This window comes from Streptomyces yangpuensis (assembly GCF_001005295.1).
GTDB lineage: Bacteria > Actinomycetota > Actinomycetes > Streptomycetales > Streptomycetaceae > Streptomyces > Streptomyces yangpuensis.
This window is the reverse complement of the sequence record NZ_LBMK01000007.1, coordinates 250,945-266,249: the sequence shown is the minus strand read 5'-3', so window position 1 is coordinate 266,249 and position 15,305 is coordinate 250,945. Positions and strand designations below refer to the sequence as shown.

General features: G+C 72.7%; 12 protein-coding genes. 7 read left to right on the top strand and 5 right to left on the bottom strand.

What is annotated here, in order from left to right; translation table 11 throughout:
- Both AAT21_RS28925 and AAT21_RS28920 read left to right on the top strand, forming a co-directional pair.
- Window positions 1-726, top strand: a complete 726-nt coding sequence (locus tag AAT21_RS28925; protein ID WP_235439253.1) for a hypothetical protein — start codon at window positions 1-3, stop codon at window positions 724-726.
- 113 nt (window positions 727-839) lie between these two features.
- On the top strand, window positions 840-1,898 hold the full coding sequence (locus tag AAT21_RS28920) for a vWA domain-containing protein (protein ID WP_046779896.1): 1,059 nt from the start codon (window positions 840-842) through the stop codon (window positions 1,896-1,898).
- Window positions 1,899-1,901: 3 nt separating this feature from the next.
- Here the strand turns inward: AAT21_RS28920 and AAT21_RS28915 are convergent, their stop codons facing one another.
- From AAT21_RS28915 to AAT21_RS28900, 4 genes are all read right to left on the bottom strand, one after another.
- On the bottom strand, window positions 1,902-3,905 hold the full coding sequence (locus AAT21_RS28915) for a S9 family peptidase (protein ID WP_046779895.1): 2,004 nt from the start codon (window positions 3,903-3,905) through the stop codon (window positions 1,902-1,904).
- A gap of 13 nt (window positions 3,906-3,918) precedes the next feature.
- Window positions 3,919-5,286, bottom strand: coding sequence for a M20/M25/M40 family metallo-hydrolase (locus AAT21_RS28910; RefSeq protein WP_046779894.1), 1,368 nt, complete (start codon window positions 5,284-5,286; stop codon window positions 3,919-3,921).
- On the bottom strand, window positions 5,279-6,112 hold the full coding sequence (locus AAT21_RS28905; RefSeq protein ID WP_046779893.1) for a M55 family metallopeptidase: 834 nt from the start codon (window positions 6,110-6,112) through the stop codon (window positions 5,279-5,281). The genes AAT21_RS28910 and AAT21_RS28905 overlap by 8 nt, the downstream gene beginning before the upstream one ends.
- Before the next feature lie 286 nt (window positions 6,113-6,398).
- Window positions 6,399-6,848 (bottom strand): SRPBCC family protein, encoded by a 450-nt coding sequence (locus AAT21_RS28900; protein ID WP_046779892.1) that lies wholly within the window; start codon window positions 6,846-6,848, stop codon window positions 6,399-6,401.
- 171 nt (window positions 6,849-7,019) lie between these two features.
- Here AAT21_RS28900 and AAT21_RS28895 point away from each other — a divergent pair, with 171 nt between their 5' ends.
- Together AAT21_RS28895 and AAT21_RS28890 are read left to right on the top strand one after the other, a co-directional pair.
- A complete protein-coding gene (locus tag AAT21_RS28895) occupies window positions 7,020-8,051 on the top strand; it encodes an Rv2578c family radical SAM protein (protein ID WP_046779891.1) in 1,032 nt (343 codons plus the stop codon).
- Between the two features lie 112 nt (window positions 8,052-8,163).
- Complete coding sequence (locus tag AAT21_RS28890; RefSeq protein ID WP_107081417.1) at window positions 8,164-9,738, top strand: alpha/beta hydrolase; 1,575 nt, start codon at window positions 8,164-8,166, stop codon at window positions 9,736-9,738.
- Window positions 9,739-9,841: 103 nt separating this feature from the next.
- On the opposite strand, the gene AAT21_RS28885 is transcribed toward AAT21_RS28890, so the two are convergent.
- Window positions 9,842-10,396 carry a HEAT repeat domain-containing protein gene (locus AAT21_RS28885; protein WP_046779890.1) on the bottom strand — a complete coding sequence of 185 codons (555 nt, stop codon included), beginning with the start codon at window positions 10,394-10,396 and terminating at the stop codon, window positions 9,842-9,844.
- A 396-nt stretch (window positions 10,397-10,792) separates the two neighbouring features.
- On the opposite strand from AAT21_RS28885, the gene AAT21_RS28880 reads away from it, so the two are divergent.
- The 3 genes from AAT21_RS28880 to ccrA all read left to right on the top strand — a co-directional run bounded on the left by AAT21_RS28880 (window position 10,793) and on the right by ccrA (window position 15,293).
- Window positions 10,793-12,589 (top strand): 3-hydroxyacyl-CoA dehydrogenase family protein, encoded by a 1,797-nt coding sequence (locus AAT21_RS28880; protein WP_046779889.1) that lies wholly within the window; start codon window positions 10,793-10,795, stop codon window positions 12,587-12,589.
- Between the two features lie 163 nt (window positions 12,590-12,752).
- Entirely contained in the window at window positions 12,753-13,568 is an 816-nt protein-coding gene (locus tag AAT21_RS28875; RefSeq protein ID WP_046779888.1) for a TetR family transcriptional regulator, read from the top strand.
- Window positions 13,569-13,955: 387 nt separating this feature from the next.
- The gene (ccrA, locus tag AAT21_RS28870; protein ID WP_046779887.1) at window positions 13,956-15,293 is read left to right on the top strand and encodes a crotonyl-CoA carboxylase/reductase; all 1,338 of its coding nucleotides are present in this window, start codon (window positions 13,956-13,958) and stop codon (window positions 15,291-15,293) included.
- Window positions 15,294-15,305: the final 12 nt, after the last annotated feature.

Genomic DNA, 15,305 nt, shown 5'->3' with positions numbered 1-15,305 from the left:
GTGATCACGGACGAGACGAGTGCGGCGCTGCGCCGCCGGGCGGCGCTGAACAACGCCGGGTGGTGCGACGCCGTCTGCCGCGCGCACGGCCTGTCGCCGCGGTACGACGGCGGGGACCTCTGGCTGAGCACGGTACGGACACCGCCCCTGTACCCCGATGCCGTGACCCTGGACCCGGGCGTCGGGCCGGCGAGCGTGCTCCCGCCCCTCGACACCGGCTCCCCCGGCTGCTCGGTGAAGGACAGCTTCGCCGCCCTGGACCTGTCCGGGGACGGCTTCGAGGTGCTCTTCGAGGCCCAGTGGATCCACCGCCCGGCCGGGGCGCCGGTCCCGGCGGCGGACCCGTCCGCGCCCCGGTGGTCCGAGGTCCGCGACGCCGCCGAGCTGGCGGCCTGGGAGGCCGCGTGGGACGGCGAGGAGGCCACCGGCCTGTTCCGGCCCTCCCTGCTCGGCGGTGACACAGCATTCCTCGCCGGCCGCGTCGACGACCGGATCGTCGCCGGGGCCGCCCTGCACACCTGCGCCGGCGCGGTCGGCGTCTCCAACCTGTTCGCCCGGGACGGGATCGGCACCGACACGGCCTGGGCGGGCGCTCTGACCGCGATCGCCGCCCGCCGTCCGGGCCTGCCCGTGGTCGGATACGAGCACGGCGAGGACCTGGACAGCGCCCTGAGCAGCGGATTCACCGCGATCGGCCCGCTGCGCGTCTGGCTGCACACCGCCTGAGGCGCGGCGCCGAGGCACCCCTTTCACCGCTGATCGTCCGTCAAGCTCCGTTGTCAGTGGCTCCCCATAGTGTGAACACATCACTCGGGGAGCTTCGGAAAAGGAGCACAGTCATGTCCGCACACAGGATCCAGCACAAGGTGAACCACGTCGCGCTGGTGGTGGACTGTTCGGGTTCCATGCGTCCGCACCAGAGCCAGCTCATCCGCGTCGTGGACGAGTTCGTGGCGGGTTTGAAGGCCGAGTCGGACAGCCTCGGTCATGAGACGCGGATCAGTCTCTATTCCTTCGACCACCGGGTGGAGAATCTGGTCTGGGACATGGACGTGAAGCACCTGCCGTCCATGCGGGGCCTCTACGGCGTGAAGAACGGCGCCACCGCGCTCATCGAGGCCTCCCTGAAATCCCTGGACGACCTCGGCCACATCTGGGAGGAATACGGCGAGCACAGTTTCCTCCAGATCGTGGTGACGGACGGCGAGGAGAACGCCTCCGGCGGCGACCGGCGGCACGACGGCGACATGAGCATCCTCGGCCCCTGGCTCGACCGGATCACGGCCAGGATGGGCGGGCTGCCGGACCACTGGACCTCCGCGATCCTCGTACCGAACTCCCTGGCGAAGCGGACCGCCCAGAACTACGGCTTCCCGGCGGGGAACATCGCCATCTGGGACGCCGACTCCCAGGAAGGCGTCAAGGAGGCGATCGGCACCGTGCGCGCCGCCGCCACCAGTTTCCTGCGCGGCCGCGAGAAGGGCGTGCGCGGCACGAAGAACCTGTTCGCGGTCGGCCAGGACCTTTCCGTCGACGACGTACGGGCGAACCTGGAACCGATCGCCGCCGACAAATTCCGGCTGCTGCAGGTCGATACGGACATGAACATCCGCTCCTTCGTCGACGCCCATCCCGAGGTGACCTACGAACGCGGTTCCTGCTACTACCAGTTGGGAACGCGGGTCCAGGTCCAGGCCGACAAGGAGGTCATCGTGGTCGAGAAGGAGACCGGCCGCGCCTACACGGGCGACGCGGCACGCAGCCTGCTCTTCGGTACCGGAATCCAGGGAACCGTCTCGGTGAAGGCGGGCCACAATCCCGCATTGGAGGTCTACGTGCAGAGCCGTTCGGCGAGCAGGAAGCTCAAGGCGCGGACGCGCCTGCTCGTCCTGGTCTGAGATTCACGAAGAGGTTTCCAGGGGGAGCCTCGGGACATCGGTGCGTTCGCATCCGAAGACCTGCGCGTACAGCGACAGTTCGGCCTCCAGCGCCCGCACCATCGTGTCGGCGCGGCGGAAGCCGTGCCCCTCGCCCTCGAAGGCCAGGTACGCGTGCGGCACCGGCCGGCCCCGCATCGCGGCCAGCAGCCGTTCCGCCTGGGCCGGCGGGCAGACCGGGTCCTCCAGCCCCTGGAGCAGCACGAACGGCGCCGTGATCCGGTCGGCCCGGGCCACCGGGGAGCGTTCGCGGCACAGGACGGCAAGGGTCTGCGGCGGCCCCGCCAGGCCGTCGATGTAGCGGGACTCCAGATCGTGGGTCTCCTCGGCGAAGCCCCGCAGGTCCAGCACCGGGTAGATGATCGCCGCGCAGGCGTACAGGTCGGTGGCGGCCAGTGACGCCGCCGCCGTCCAGCCGCCCGCGCTGCCGCCGCGGATGGCGAGCCGGGAGGGGTCGGCGGTCCCTTCGGCGGCCAGCGCCCGGGCCACCGCCGCGCAGTCCTCCACGTCCACCACGCCCCACTGTTCGCGCAGCCGCTCCCGGTAGGCGCGGCCGTAGCCGGTGGAGCCGCCGTAGTTCACCTCGACCACACCGATCCCGCGCGAGGTGAAGTAGGCGATGTGCAGGTCGAGTACGGGCGGCACGTGGTCGGTGGGCCCGCCGTGCGCCCACACCACGTACGGGGGCAGTTCGTCGGCGGGGGCCCGGCAGGCCGGATGGTGCGGCGGGTAGACATGGGCGTGGATCTGCCGGTCGTCCGGGCCGAGGAAGGTGCGGCTCTGCGGCTCCGGGTAGTAGGCCGGGTCCACCGGGTCCGCGCCCTGCGCGCCGACGACCCTGGCGTGTCCGCCGGCGGTGTCCAGCTCGACCACCTCGTAGGCGCTGCGCGGGCTGGCGGCGACCCCGTAGACCCGGCTGCCGTGCACGGCGAGCGTCGGCTGCCAGGCCGTCCACGGGCCGGCCGCGTCCACCAGGTCGCCGCTCTCCGGGTCCAGGATGCCGAGCACCGAAGAGCCCTGGCCGTGCAGCACGGCGACGAGCCCGTCGGGCAGCGGGGCGAGCCAGCGCAGTCCGGGCTTCCACAGCGCTCCCCCGAACTCCTCCTCCCGCAGGCACAGATTGACGGCCCACCCCGTGTCCGGGTCCACCCGGTACGGGTTCCACCAGCCGCCGCGGTCGCTGACCGCGAGGAGGGTTCCGTCGGCCGTCCAGTCCACCTGGGCGACCGACTCGTCGGGGCCGCCGAAGACCGTCCGTGCCCCGGACAGCTCCCCTGCCGCGGTCACCTCGGCCAGCTGCAGCTCGGTGCCGTCCCAGGGCATCCGCGGGTGGTCCCACACCAGCCAGGCCGCACGCCGGCCGTCCGGGGAGAGCCGCGGTCCGGTGGTGAAGCGGTGCCGGCCGTCCGTCAGCTCCCGTACGGCCGCACGGTCCCCGGCCGCCGACCCGTCCAGCGGTACGGCGGCCAGGACCCGGCGCACATCGGTCGGCGCGGGCCCGGTGAACTCCTCCAGCACGCACCACACTTCGTCCCCGCGCAGCACCGGGTCGGCCCACCGCAGCCCGCCGCCGGTGCCGGACACCGGGGTGAGGGGCCGCGGGTCCGGGGCGCCGGGCGCGTCCGGCTCGTACGCGTACAGCCGCTGGTCGGCGAAGTGGACGAAGACCAGCAGGGGTCCGCCCGCCGCCCGCTCGGCCCCTGCCCAGGGCAGGCCGCCGTACTCGGTGACCCGGCTGCGCACGTTCCACGGCGCGGGCAGCTCGCTGACCTCGCTCCCGGTACCGGACCCGGCGAGGCGGCGGCGCACGAGCGTGCGGCGGCCCGCCTCCCGCGGCCGGGGCTCGGTCCACCACACCTCGGGGCCCACCGTGCCGATGTACTCGGGCCGGCCGTCGCGGGAGGCCGCGAGCCCGGCGTCGATGGGCGAGGGCCAGCTCCCGTACGGCAGGGTCTGCGCGGCGGACATCACCGGGCCCCGCTCACAGGGTCCGCAGCGCGCGGTCGAGGACGCGGACGCCGAAGTGGAGGGCTTCGACGGGGACCCGCTCGTCCACGCCGTGGAAAAGGGACCAGTAGTCGAAGCCGGGCGGCAGTTTCAGCGGGGAGAAACCGTAGCCGGTGATGCCGAGCCGGGAGAACTGCTTGGCGTCGGTGCCGCCCGCCATGCAGAAGGGCACCACGTGTCCGTCCGGGTCGAACCGCTCGACACACTCGCGCAGGACGGCGAACGTCCGCCCGTCCACGGGTGCTTCGAGGGCGACCTCCCGGTGGTGGAACTCCCATGTGACGTCGGGGCCGGTGAGCTCGTCGAGGGTGGCGATGAACTCGGCCTCGCCGCCGGGCAGCATACGGCCGTCGACGTAGGCGGTGGCCTCGCCGGGGATCACGTTCAGCTTGTAGCCGGCGCTGAGCATCGTCGGGCTGGCGCTGTTGCGGACGGTGGCCTCGACGAGGGCGGCGGCCGGGCCGAGCTTGCCGAGGACCGCGTCGAGGTCGAAGCCGCGGCGGCGCGGGTCGACGGACAGGCCCTGGAAGGCGGCGAGTTCGGTGATGCAGGCAGCGACGGTGGCGGTGAGCCGGACCGGCCACTCGTACGCGCCGATCCGCGCGACCGCGGCGGCCAGCCGGCTGACGGCGTTGGCCCGGTTCGGCTTGGAGCCGTGACCTGTGGTGCCGCGGGCGGTCAGCTTGAGCCAGGCGGTGCCGCGTTCACCGGCGGCGATGGGGTAGAGGGACCGGCCGGGTCCGGTGTGGACGGTGAAGGCGCCGGATTCGCTCAGGCCCTCCGTGCACCCCTCGAAGAGTCCGGGATGCCCGTCGGCGAGGAAACCGGAGCCGTCGACGGCGCTGTCCTCCTCGTCGGCGGTGTAGGCGATCACCACGTCCCGGCGCGGGCGGACCCCCGCGCGCGCCCAGGCCCGTACGACGGCCAGCACCATCGCGTCCATGTTCTTCATGTCGACGGCGCCGCGCCCCCAGACGACACCGTCGCGGACCTCGCCGGAGAAGGGGTCCGCACTCCAGTCCGCGGCCTCGGCGGGGACCACGTCGAGGTGGCCGTGGACGAGGAGGGCGGGGGCGGAGGGGTCGGTGCCCTCGAACCGGGCGACCACATTGGTGCGGCCCGGGGTGCGCTCCAGCAGGAGCGGTTCCAGGCCGGCGGCGGCGAGGCGTTCGGCGACGTACTCGGCGGCGGGCCGCTCCCGGCAGTCACCGCCGCCCCGGTTGGTGGTGTCGATCCTGATGAGGTCCGAGGTGAACCCGACGGCCTCGTCGAGGGCCACCGTGTCCACCACCTCCATGGCCTCGGCCGGAGCCCCGCTGTCGGTTGCGCGCATGTCAGCCATACTGCTCCTCCACGGCCGCCGAGACGACCGTCGTGACCGCCTTGAAGCTGCGGATCCCCTCGTACATCGTCGCGCTGGTGTAGGCGACCCTGCGCTCGCCGCTGCGCCGGACCCCCGGGACCACCGTGGCGGACATGGCCAGGTGTTCGGCGTCGAATTCCAGCTCCACCGTGTACGGGCCGCCGGGCGCGGGCTCGTAGCGGACGGCGAGCGCGGTGGCCTCCTTGGCCGCGGCGCGGATGTCGGCGGCGGTGCGGGCCGGGGTCCGGCAGACGGCGGCGTAGCGCGAGACGTGGTCCTTGACGGCGACGGTCACCGCCTGCGGGGCGTAGCTGGCGGCGTCCACGCAGGTCAGGTCGTCGCCGGTGACCAGAACGACCGGGACGCCGTACTCGGCGACGACCTGGGCGTTGAGCAGCCCCTCGCTCGCGCGGGTCCCGTTGAGCCAGACCCCGGTGATGGAGTTGGCCAGGTAGGTGTGGGCGAGCACGCCTTCGGAGCCGGCGCCCGTGTGGTAGCCGACGAAGGCGATGCCGTCGACGTCGCCGCGCTGCACGCCCTCGACCATGGAGAGGGCCTTGTGGCGGCCGGTGAGCATCTCGGCCCGGGCGTCGAGGCGCTCCAGCAGCAGGTTGCGCATCGTCCAGTGGGCCTCGTTGATGACGACCCGGTCGGCACCGCCGTCGTAGAAGCCGAGTACGGCCGCGTTGACGTCGGAGGTGAACAGGGAGCGGCAGCGCTCCCACTGGGGCGTGCCGGGCAGCACGTCTGCGGGCCAGGTGACGCCGGTGGCGCCTTCCATGTCGGCGGAGATGAGGATCTTCATCGGGCCCCCGGGCGGTCGGTTGCGCGGTTGCGCGCGACGCGGGCGGCACGCACTGCGCCCAGCCTAAGGGCTGTCCCCTCGTCCGGGGCGGATCAGCGCGCGGGCGCGCGGCCTGGCCGACCGGGGCGGCCGACCGGAGCGGCCGACCGGAGCGCAGGGGCGGAAAGTCCACCCGAACCGGTGAGAGGGCCGGACCCCGCCGGGGCCCTGGCCCGACCCCGTCCGGAGCTCACCCGGACCCGCCCGGGCCCGCCCGGGCCCGCCCGGGCCCGGGCAACGGCCTTGCTCAGGCCTTGCCTTCGACCTCCGCGGCGAGGTTGTCCAGCAGGGTGTCGTAGATGCGGCCGAGGCCCTTGGGCGCGAAGGTGCGCTCGAAGAAGCCGCCGATGCCGCTGGCGCCGTTCCACACGGTGGTGACGACGGCCTTGGACCTGCCCTCGCCGGCCGGGGTGACGACCCAGGTGGTGACCATCGAGGAGTTGCGGTCCTTCTCCACGAGCTGCCCGTCGGTGGGCTCGGTGACCTCGAGCAGGCAGTCGCGCACGCGCTTGCTGGTGGCCTGGAGCTTCCAGTGCACCAGGGTGCCCTCGCCGTCGCCGCCCTCGCGCACCTCGTACTCGCTGAAGTGCTCGGGCAGCAGCTTGCCCCGGCTTCCGCTGTAGTCGGCCAGCGTGTCGAAGACCGTCTCCGCGTCGGCCTCGATGATGCGCTCCGTGGTGGCCTCGACCTGCGCCATGCCTGTTCCTCCAGCAGTTGTGTCCGTGTGTCCGCTCGTCATGGCGAAGCCAACCACCTCCGGAGCGGTGGCCCAAATCCGGGCCGGCCGCCCGCCCCCGAGTCCCGGACCCGCACGATCATGGGAACGTTTGTTCTATTCTCTCGGCAGAGCCAGCAAGGGAGGCGCACCATGCGCTGGGAGAACCTGACCGAGGGCCCCGCCGGGCCGGCCGCGCTCTTCGGGGCCGGAGCCGTCGTGACCCGCACGATCGACACCCCCGAGTTCCGGGGGATCACCTTCCACGAGGTGCGGGCCCGGTCGATCGTCAACCGGGTGCCCGGCGCCTCGCGCATGCCGTTCGAATGGACCGTCAACCCCTACCGGGGCTGCAGTCACGCATGTGTGTACTGCTTCGCGCGCAAGACGCACAGCTATCTCGACCTCGACACCGGCCTCGGCTTCGACTCACAGATCGTCGTCAAGACCAACGCCCCCGAACTGCTGCGCCGCGAGCTCGCCGCGCCCCGCTGGACCGGCGCGCACATCGCGATGGGCACCAACGTGGACTGCTACCAGCGCGCCGAGGGCCGCTACCGGCTGATGCCCGGGATCATCGAGGCCCTGCGCGACCGCGCCAACCCCTTCTCGATCCTCACCAAGGGCACGCTGATCCTGCGCGACCTGCCGCTCCTGCGCGAGGCGGCCAAGGTCACCGAGGTCGGCATCTCCGTCTCCGTCGGCTTCACCGACACCGCCCTGTGGCGGACCGTGGAGCCCGGTACGCCCTCCCCCACCGCCCGGCTGAACGCCGTCCGGACGCTGGCCGGCGCCGGGATCGAGTGCGGGGTGCTGATGGCCCCGGTGATCCCCTTCCTCGGCGACTCCCCCGCCCAGCTGCGGGCCACCGTGCGGGCGGTCGCCGAGTCCGGCGCCACCTCCGTGACACCCCTGGTACTCCATCTGCGGCCCGGGGCCCGCGAGTGGTTCACCGCCTGGCTGGGCGAGCACCACCCGCACCTCGTCGAGCGGTACGAGCGGATGTACGCGGGCGGCTCGTACGCGCCCACCTGGTACCAGCGGATGATCACCCGCCAAGTCCACGAACTCGCGGCCGAATTCGGCATCGGCCCGGCCCGGCGGGGCACGGCCCGCAAGGCCGCCGGGCCCGAACACCCGGACGGGCCCGCGTCCGCCGGAGCGACCCAGCTCACCCTCCTCTGACGTCCGTCACTGACTGAACGGTCATCACATCGGGCCAATGGCCCTTCCAATCCCGTCTTCCAGGCGTGGTTTCCGGGACGATTCCGCCCAGAACACTCGGCTGGGAGGCCCCATGCTCCACCCCTTGAAGAAGCGCGCCGCCGTCCTGCTGGCGACCTCCACCGTCGCCGCCGCCCTCGCGAGTCCGGTGACGGCCGCCCCTGCCGCGTCCGCCCCGGCGGAGCGGGCCGCGCAGGCCGCACTGCGCTGGACCGGCTGCGCGACCCCCCGCTACCCGACGCTCCAGTGCGCGTCCCTCGCGGTGCCTCTCGACCACGACCGGCCCGCCGGCCGGACGATCACCCTCGCCCTGACCCGGGTCCCCCACACCGCCAAGACCTCCCAGGGCCCCCTGCTGGTCAACCCCGGCGGTCCCGGCGGCAGCGGGCGCGCGCTCGCCGGGTTCGTCGCCTCCGCCCTGCCCAAGGACGTGGCGGCGCAGTACGACGTGATCGGGTTCGACCCCCGGGGCGTCGGCAAGAGCGAGCCCGCCCTCGACTGCGGTGCCGGGCACTTCAGCCCCGTCCGCCCCGACTCCGTACCGCAGGACGCGGCGACCGAGCGGGCCAACCTCGACCGCGTCCGGGCCTTCGCCGAGTCCTGCGGCGCCCGGCACGCGGACGTGCTGCCGCACATCGGCACGGTCTCGGCCGCCCGGGACATCGAGGTGCTGCGCACCGCCCTCGGCGCGCAGCGCATCAGCTACTTCGGCTACTCCTACGGGACCTACCTGGGCGCGGTGTACGCCAAGCTCCACCCGGGCCGGGTGCACCGGCTCGTCCTGGACTCCGTCGTCGATCCGAACGGGGTCTGGTACGAGGACAACCTCTCCCAGGACCTCGCCTTCGACGCCCGCCACAAGGCCTTCCTGGCGTGGGTCGCCCGGCACGACGCCACCTACCGGCTCGGCACCGACCCGGCGGCGGTCGAGGCGCGCTGGTATGCCATGCGCCAGTCGCTGCGCGGGACCCCGGCCGGCGGCAAGGTGGGCCCGTCGGAGCTGGAGGACACCTATATGCCGGGCGGCTACTACGACGGCTACTGGCCCAACCTCGCCGACGCCTTCGCGGCGTACGCGGTGAAGAAGGACAGCAAGCCACTGGTGGCGGCGTACGAGCGGTTCGGCGCGGTGGAGCCCTCCGCGGGCAACAGCTACAGCGTCTACACCGCGGTCCAGTGCCGGGACTCGGCCTGGCCCCGGGACTGGAACGAGTGGCGCGCGGACATGTGGCGCACGCACACCAAGGCGCCGTTCATGACCTGGAACAACGCCTGGTACAACGCCCCGTGCGCGTTCTGGCCGACCGAGCCGCTGCAGGCCCCCGACGTGACCAACGCGGATCTGCCGCCGGCCCTGCTCCTGCAGGCGACCGACGACGCGGCGACCCCCTTCGACGGGGCGGTCAGCATGCGGGAGAAGCTGTCGGGCTCGGCCCTGGTGGTCGAGGAGGGCGGCGGCAACCACGGCATCGCCCTCAGCGGGAACAAGTGCCTGGACGAGAAGGTCGCGGCCTATCTGCGGACCGGGCAGGCGGCGGACGCCACCTGTCCCGCGCAGCTGGCCCCGCAGCCGACGGCGGCGACCCGGGCCGTGCCCTCCTCGGCGGGCGGCGCCGCCCTGCACGGTCTGCTCGGCTTCCGCGGCTGACCGGACGGCCCTGCCGGGTCGGGACCGCCGACGGCATCCGGCGGGCCGGCTCGCCCGCCCGGTCCTGTCGGGCGCCGCGGGCCCGTCGAGCCCTGCGGGCCCGTCAGGCGTCGAGGGCGCGCAGGGCGGTCGTCGCCGCCACCGCGAGGCGGGGGTGGGACTGGGCGCGGGTGAGGACCTCGCGTGCGCGGGGGTCGGCGAGGGCGCCCAGGCCCTCGACGCAGGCCAGCGCGACCCGCCAGTAGGGGTCGTTCGGGGACAGCAGCCGCGACAGGGTGGCGATCAGGGCCGGTACGGACTCCGGGGCGCGCAGGGCGGTGAGCAGCCGGACGGGCTGGAGGGCGTAGGCGGTGCGCAGGCCGTTGGTGGCGAGGGCCGCGGCCGCGCGGGCGGTGCGCGGGTCGTCCAGGACGGCCAGGGCCTCGGCGGCGGCCGCGCAGCGGGGCGGGTCCCGGTGGTTGAGGAGCAGGACGAGGGATTCGAAGGCGCGCCGGTCCCCGGCGAGCCCGAGCCGGTAGGCGGCCAGCTCGCGGGCCCACAGGGGCAGCCCGGCCGAGGTCAGGGAGGCGGCGAGGGCGTCGGGGCCGGCCGCGCGCAGCACCTCGTACTCGGGCGAGCCGCCCGCCTCCGCCCGCAGGCGCTCCAGCACGTCGTTCACGCGGCCCACCCTAGGCGGGCGGGGCGGGCGGCACGCCGGGTTCACGCAGATGATCAAGCACGGTTGATCGATGATCGATGATCGGTACATTTCGGCGGTACAGGTCACATCTCCGCGCTCTGGCGCGTCAGTTACCGGCGAGTTACTGTCGTGGGAACACGTACGAGGGCGGCCTGGTGACGCAGCCGCCTCGTGTCGGTCGGTTCGTTTCGCATGCACGGTATGACCCCGGGACAGGGTCGTGCCGCTTCCGCCCCCGGGGCTGCTTCCCGCCGGGCTCCCGTCCGGGCCGTTCCTGCCCCGGGCTCCTCACCGCACGGCACTCCGTACGGCATCCGCGCGCGCTGTGCGCCGCGCGCTCCCTCAGTCGTCACCCTCTTCCACTGGAGTCCCTCGATGGACCGTCAGTCCAGTCAGCCCACCCTCCAGACCATCGCCGTCGTCGGCCTCGGCACGATGGGCACCGGCATCGCCGAGGTCCTCGCCCGCGCCGGCCGCGAGGTCATCGGCATCGACATCAGCGAGACCGCCGCCCGCCGGGCCTCGGCCTCCCTCGCCGCGGCGACCGCGCGTTCCGTCGCCCGGGAGCGCCTCACCGAGCAGGAGCGGGCGGACGTCCTGGCCCGTTTCCGCACCTTCACCGACCTGGCCGCCGCGGCCGAGGCCGATCTCGTCATCGAGGTCGTGCCGGAGTCGTACGAGGTCAAGCAGCAGGTGTTCCGCGAGCTCGACGCGGTCGTCCGGGCCGACACGATCCTCGCGACGGGCACCAACGCCCTGTCGGTGACCCGGCTCGCCGCCGAGTCCCAGCGCCCGGAGCGCGTGCTGGGCCTGCATTTCTTCAACCCGGTCCCGGCGATGAAGCTGGTCGAGGTCGTCTCCTGCGTCCTGACCGCCCCGACCGCCGTGGAGGCGGTCACGGAGCTGGCCCGCGAGCTCGGCAAGGAGCCCGTGGCCGTCGGCGACCGGCCCGGATTCGTCGCGGACGGCCTGCTCTTCGGCTACCTCAACCAGGCCGCGGCCATGTACGAGGCGAAGTACGCCTCCCGCGAGGACATCGACGCGGCGATGCGGCTCGGCTGCGGCCTGCCCATGGGTCCGCTCGCGCTGCTCGACCTGATCGGCGTGGACACGGCCCGCACGGTCCTGGAGGCCATGTACGCCTCCTCCGGCGACCGCCTGCACGCCCCGGCGCCGATCCTGGGGCAGCTGGCCGAGGCCGGGCTGGCCGGCCAGAAGTCCGGGCGCGGTTTCTACACGTACGAGGCACCCGGCAGCTCGGTGATCGTGCGTGACCTGCAGACCCCGCTGGACGGGTCGCTGCTGGGCGCGGGCCGCCCGGTGAGCTCGGTCGGCGTGGCCGGCTCCGGCACCATGGCGAGCGGTATCGCGCAGGTCTTCGCCCAGTCCGGCTTCGACGTTGTCCTGGCCGCGCGTAGCCAGGAGAAGGCGGAGGCCGCCAAGGCCGCCATCGGCAAGTCCCTGGGCCGTGCGGTGTCCAAGGGCAGGCTGACGCAGGAGGCCGCGGAGGAGACCCTGGGCCGGATCACCCCGGCCGGGTCGCTGGACGCGTTCGCCGAGGTGGACCTGGCGGTGGAGGCGGTCGCCGAGGACCTGGAGGTCAAGCAGGAGCTGTTCGCGGCGCTGGACAAGGTCTGCCGGCCGGGTGCGGTGCTGGCCACGACCACCTCCTCGCTGCCGGTCATCGCGGTGGCCCGGGTGACCTCGCGTCCGCAGGACGTGATCGGCATGCACTTCTTCAACCCGGCCCCGGCGATGAAGCTGGTCGAGGTGGTCCGGACCGTCCTGACCGCCGACGACGTGCACGCCACGGTCCGCGAGATCTGCGTGAAGGTGCGCAAGCACCCGGTGGACTGCGGGGACCGGGCCGGCTTCATCGTGAACGCGCTGCTGTTCCCGTACCTCAACAACGCGATCAAGATGGTCGAGGAGCACTACGCGAGCCTCGACCAGATCGACGCGGCGATGAAGCTGGGCGGCGGCTACCCGATGGGACCGTTCGAGCTGCTCGACGTGGTCGGCCTCGATGTCTCGCTGGCCATCGAGAAGGTCCTCCACAAGGAGTTCCGCGACCCGGGCCTGGCCCCGTCCCCGCTGCTGGAGCACCTGGTGGCGGCGGGCTGCCTGGGCCGGAAGACCGGCCGCGGATTCCGTGAGTACGCCCGGCGGTGACCGAGCGGGCCATGAGCCGGATGCGTGGGGAGGGCTGCTCGGGTCCGCCGGACCCTCACGGCGGACTGACCCTCCCGAGCCCAGTGCGGGCTCTCCCCCGCATCCACCCCTCTCCCACCCCCCTCAGGCGCGCTCCCCTGCGCGAATGAAGTACTTTCGCTCTATGTCCCAGCCCGCCAAGACCTCGCCCCGCGCCTCCTCGGCCCCCGACGCCCCGGAGAGCGCGGCCGGCACCCGGGCTGCCGCCCAACGGCTCAAAATGCGCCGCGAGCTCGCCACGGCGGCCATGGAGCTGTTCGCGACCAAGGGATACGAGGCGACGACGGTCGACGAGATCGCCGCGACGGCCGGCGTCGCGCGGCGGACCTTCTTCCGGCACTTCCGGTCGAAGGAAGAGGCGATCTTCCCCGACCACGACGACACCCTGATCCGCGCCGAGGCGGTCCTGGACGTGGCCCCGGCGCACGAGCACCCGCTCGACACGGTGTGCCGCGGGATCAAGGAAGTCATGAAGATGTACGCCGCCTCGCCGGCGGTGTCGGTGGAGCGCTACCGGCTGACCCGCGAGGTGCCGGCGCTGCGGGAGCGGGAGATCGCCTCGGTGGCCCGGTACGAGCGGCTGTTCACCCGCTATCTGCTGGCGCACTTCGACGAGACCGACCACCACGACGGCAACGACGACCCGCTGCTGGCCGAGGTGGCCGCCTCGGCGGTGGTCACGGCCCACAACCACGTGCTGCGGCGCTGGCTGCGGGCCGGCGGCCAGGGTGATGTGGAGGCGCAGCTGGACCACGCCTTCTCGATCGTCCGCAAGACCTTCGGCACCGGGATCGGCGCGGGCCGCACCCTGAGCCCGGCGGCGCCCTCCGTGCCGGCGGCGGTGCGGGCCGAGGGCGAGGTGCTGGTGGCGGTGGCGCGTACCGACGCGCCCCTGGACGAGGTCATGCGGACCATCGAAGAGGCACTGCGCGCGAGGTAGCCGAACCGGAAGCGATGCTCGTCACAGCGGCCGTCCCCGAGAGGGGGGCGGCCGCTTTCGTATGTCCGGCTTGCCCCTACTCGGCGGTAACTCTGATCGATCATCGCTCATCTGCGCAGGTCAATAGGCAAATGAGAGAAAGTTTTGGCACGCGGTGCCTTGCCGGGTGACACGGGGTGCCATACGTTGAAGTCGTCCGGATGTCCCCGCGACCCACGCCCACACGGCACGGAACGCGCCCCGGACGCCTGCGTCACCAGGCACCCGCACGCCCCACCACGGGCGGCGCCCAGCACCACAGCACAGCCGGACCGACGGCACACCGCACCCGCTCCACGCACCCGTTCACCTCAGCGCACCCTCATCAGCGCTAGCCGGAGGCTCACCGTGAAGGACATCCTGGACGCGATTCAGTCGCAGTCCGCCACCGCCGCAGACTTCGCGAACCTGCCGCTGCCCGACTCCTACCGCGCGATCACCGTGCACAAGGACGAGGCGGAGATGTTCGCCGGACTCACCACGCGCGAGAAGGACCCGCGCAAGTCCCTGCACCTCGACCACGTCCCGCTCCCCGAGCTGGGCCCGGGCGAGGCCCTGGTGGCCGTCATGGCCTCCTCGGTCAACTACAACTCGGTGTGGACCTCGATCTTCGAGCCCGTCTCCACGTTCAGCTTCCTGGAGCGCTACGGGCGCCTGTCGGAGCTCACCAAGCGCCACGACCTCCCGTACCACGTCATCGGCTCCGACCTCGCGGGCGTCGTCCTGCGCACCGGCCCCGGCGTCAACGCCTGGAACCCGGGCGACGAGGTCGTCGCGCACTGCCTCTCCGTCGAGCTGGAGTCCTCCGACGGCCACAACGACACGATGCTCGACCCCGAGCAGCGCATCTGGGGCTTCGAGACCAACTTCGGCGGCCTCGCCGAGATCGCGCTCGTCAAGTCCAACCAGCTGATGCCGAAGCCCGGCCACCTCAGCTGGGAGGAGGCCGCCTCCCCCGGCCTGGTCAACTCCACCGCCTACCGCCAGCTGGTCTCCAACAACGGCGCCGGCATGAAGCAGGGCGACAACGTCCTGATCTGGGGCGCCAGCGGCGGTCTCGGCTCGTACGCCACCCAGTTCGCCCTGGCCGGCGGCGCCAACCCGATCTGCGTCGTCTCCTCCCCGGAGAAGGCCGACATCTGCCGGTCCATGGGCGCCACCGCGGTCATCGACCGCAACGCCGAGGGCTACAAGTTCTGGAAGGACGAGAACACCCAGGACCCGCGCGAGTGGAAGCGCTTCGGCGCGAAGATCCGCGAGCTGACCGGCGGCGAGGACATCGACATCGTCTTCGAACACCCCGGCCGCGAGACCTTCGGCGCGAGCGTTTACGTCACCCGCAAGGGCGGCACCATCACCACCTGCGCCTCGACCTCGGGCTACATGCACCAGTACGACAACCGCTACCTGTGGATGTCGCTGAAGCGGATCGTCGGCTCGCACTTCGCCAACTACCGCGAAGCGTGGGAGGCCAACCGCCTGATCGCCAAGGGCAAGATCCACCCCACCCTGTCGAAGGTCTACTCCCTGGAGGAGACCGGCCAGGCCGCCTACGACGTGCACCGCAACCTCCACCAGGGCAAGGTCGGCGTCCTCGCGCTCGCCCCCGAGGAGGGCCTGGGCGTCCGCGACCACGAGATGCGCGCCAAGCACCTCGACGCCATCAACCGCTTCCGCAACGTCTGAGTCCGTTCAAAG

What these genes read in the sequence shown, in the direction of transcription:
- AAT21_RS28920 (WP_046779896.1), top strand. Translation starts at nt 840, where the DNA reads ATGTCCGCACACAGGATCCAGCACAAGGTGAACCACGTCGCGCTGGTG.
- AAT21_RS28915 (WP_046779895.1), bottom strand. Translation starts at nt 3,905, where the DNA reads ATGTCCGCCGCGCAGACCCTGCCGTACGGGAGCTGGCCCTCGCCCATC.
- AAT21_RS28910 (WP_046779894.1), bottom strand. Translation starts at nt 5,286, where the DNA reads ATGGCTGACATGCGCGCAACCGACAGCGGGGCTCCGGCCGAGGCCATG.
- AAT21_RS28905 (WP_046779893.1), bottom strand. Translation starts at nt 6,112, where the DNA reads ATGAAGATCCTCATCTCCGCCGACATGGAAGGCGCCACCGGCGTCACC.
- AAT21_RS28900 (WP_046779892.1), bottom strand. Translation starts at nt 6,848, where the DNA reads ATGGCGCAGGTCGAGGCCACCACGGAGCGCATCATCGAGGCCGACGCG.
- AAT21_RS28895 (WP_046779891.1), top strand. Translation starts at nt 7,020, where the DNA reads ATGCGCTGGGAGAACCTGACCGAGGGCCCCGCCGGGCCGGCCGCGCTC.
- AAT21_RS28890 (WP_107081417.1), top strand. Translation starts at nt 8,164, where the DNA reads ATGCTCCACCCCTTGAAGAAGCGCGCCGCCGTCCTGCTGGCGACCTCC.
- AAT21_RS28880 (WP_046779889.1), top strand. Translation starts at nt 10,793, where the DNA reads ATGGACCGTCAGTCCAGTCAGCCCACCCTCCAGACCATCGCCGTCGTC.
- AAT21_RS28875 (WP_046779888.1), top strand. Translation starts at nt 12,753, where the DNA reads ATGTCCCAGCCCGCCAAGACCTCGCCCCGCGCCTCCTCGGCCCCCGAC.